The organism is Caballeronia sp. BR00000012568055, from assembly GCF_029439455.1.
In the GTDB taxonomy this organism is placed as follows: Bacteria; Pseudomonadota; Gammaproteobacteria; order Burkholderiales; family Burkholderiaceae; genus Caballeronia.
This window is the reverse complement of the sequence record NZ_JAQFVG010000098.1, coordinates 1-2480: the sequence shown is the minus strand read 5'-3', so window position 1 is coordinate 2480 and position 2480 is coordinate 1. Positions and strand designations below refer to the sequence as shown.

3 protein-coding genes are annotated in these 2480 nt (G+C 55.4%); all 3 read right to left on the bottom strand.

The window, feature by feature from the left end:
* Positions 1–968, bottom strand: a 968-nt coding sequence (locus P7F28_RS06130) for an MFS transporter (protein ID WP_277183600.1), incomplete at its 3' end; no start/stop codon positions are given.
* A 463-nt stretch (positions 969–1431) separates the two neighbouring features.
* On the bottom strand, positions 1432–1710 hold the full coding sequence (locus tag P7F28_RS06125) for a DUF2255 family protein (RefSeq protein WP_277183599.1): 279 nt from the start codon (positions 1708–1710) through the stop codon (positions 1432–1434).
* Positions 1711–1999: 289 nt separating this feature from the next.
* Positions 2000–2236, bottom strand: coding sequence for a cyclophilin-like fold protein (locus tag P7F28_RS06120; RefSeq protein ID WP_277183603.1), 237 nt, complete (start codon positions 2234–2236; stop codon positions 2000–2002).
* Positions 2237–2480: the final 244 nt, after the last annotated feature.

Genomic DNA, 2480 nt, shown 5'->3' with positions numbered 1-2480 from the left:
CCGAACCCCGGATAGACCAGCGCGTAGCCGAATCCGGCCAAAGCAGCGCCTGAGAATGCAAGCCACGCGACGGGAGAGAGATAAATGAGGGCCATACCGGCACTGTGGATGACGATAAAGACCATCGCAGTTCTTGCGCCACCGAGGCGGTCGGGCAACGGGCTGAGGAAAGCACGGGCGAGGATCAGACCTGCGGCGAATGCAGTAAATGATAGCCAAGCTGGCTGCCAACCTCGTTGGACGAAAAAAAGAACGGCGAACGCAGTCACTATGCCGTAACCGAGGCTCGAAAAGGCCATCCCCATGCCAGGCAGCCAAACGGCTTTCAACACCGTAGCTACGACCCTATTGCTCTGTGGATTGACTTTGACGGCGGGAATAGGAGTAATCAAAAAGAGCGTAACGCCTGCACCGACGGAGGTTGCTAAACCAATCGAGGCAAACCCATAGCTCTTGAAAAGAAAACTTCCAAGTGGCGAACCGAAAGCCAACGCCACAAACATTGACGTGCCGATCCATGCAATCATTTTCCCGACGGTGCCGGGGCCGGCAAGGGCTAGACACCAGCTTTGAGCGCCGGTCATGATGAAACTCTCGGCGCTGCCGAGCAAAGCGCGACCCACTATCAATATCGCGATCGAAACTAGCGCGTTACTGGTGGCCATCAATGAGACAAGATAGAGCAAACCGGCGAGCGCTGCCATGACAAGTCCTGCGGTCACGGCGTACTTCGGACCTCTCTGATCGGAGATTCTGCCGGACCACAGGCGCGAAAGTAACGACGCCGCGAATTGCGCACCGGAAACAAGGCCAACAGTGAACGTTCCAAAACCAAGGCCGTCATGGATATGTAGTGGAAGAGCCGGTAGAGCGGCTCCTGTGACCAAGAACACGGTGAATACGCATGCCATCAGCGACAGCAGTGATCGATTGGTGGATGATGTGGATCGGTGGGGTATCACGAACATGTATTCTCCTCAGACTACGGACAAATTAGAGGCCCGAGCGCCTCAACATCGCTTCCGGGTATCGCGCTCCCTCGACTGCTATCGCCGCAGCGCCCACTTGGATTTCGCTGAACTGGTCGTTTGAGAGCACAACCGATAGTGCGCCCACGTTCTCCTTAAAGCGTTCCACGTTGCGTGTGCCGAAAAATGGAACATCCAAGGCTTACGGGACAGCATCCATGCGATTGCTACCTTGGCGGCCGATGCGCCATGGCGGGCTACGATGCTCCGAAGCAGATCAACGAAGGTTTGGTTAGTCTCACGCGATAGGGAAGGTGCCGAAATCTCAAATCCTTGGCAAAGCTGGCACCTTCGCATGTTTTCACCTCAGTGGGCAGGCAAGATGTTGATGGTTGCCACGCAAACTCGCTTACTAATCGTGACAGAGAGATAAGGACTCCTGAGCGATTTAAAGCGATAGGCTTCATCGACCTTGGTCGTTGATTGCGCACCGGGCGCCCGCGAAGAACACGTCCCTTGTTGTTCCCGCAACTGTGATTCGGCCAGCACCCTGGCGGATGGCGGCTTGATACCAGCGAGATGCTTCGCCGTTATAGGCGCGAACGTAAAGATGACCGTCCACGATCACCGACCAAATCCACGTCGGTGTGCCATAGGTTTTGTGATCTTCACGGAATGGAGCAATGTACAGATCGTCGGAAGCTGCAATTCGCTCAAGTTCGCTTCGCGTCCACATACCCATGTTGCATCCCTCCGAGGATGGAAAGAAATCTGAAGACCGTGTAATTGATAATCTGCTCGGTGGACTCGGCTCGCGAAATTGCCCGAGGCAGACGGCGGACCGACAAGAATTTGAGGTTCCCGAAGAGAGCTGATGCATGCGCGGAGAGTGGCCATGATGCTTTGATGAACCGATGACGCTGTCCAACGCGCATAACGCCGAGGCAATTAGTCGTCTGCCCGTTCGATGAGTATGTCCGATGCCCCGGTCGTACGCAGTTCTTCCAAGCCACAATCGAGACGCCCAAGCTTCACAAGGCCCGGCGAATGCCGAAAGTCCTTGTGAAAAACTGCAATGTTCCCCACGGTTCGTAATATGTAACGTCGCCCGCGTAAGGGACAATTCCTGATGGTGTTCCGTCCGTGTTCAGCCTTCTTGGGAGGTACGCAATCTTCTCCGTCGCCGCGAAGTCGACCAGCCGTAGTGGCAGCGGCAACATGGCTACAAAGTCGCGCGATGTAGCGTTGTCGTCCAAGCGCCCGCTCACAAGCGTGCCATTCAATACAAATCTGATCTTCACGACTATCCCTTCCTCGCGAATTTACTGGCCGACCATGATGCCGTGTTGCAGGACCGTCCGGCAGCGGGCACGTGGAAACTCTAGCCGAATTGCTGCAACCGGGTTAGCCGTCTTCGTGCCAATGTTGTTGTGAGCGAGATTCACGAAAGCCTGAGACGTTCAACAGATGGCCCTGGCGAGTCAAATCAATATGGGGCAGTCTCCGTGCCGT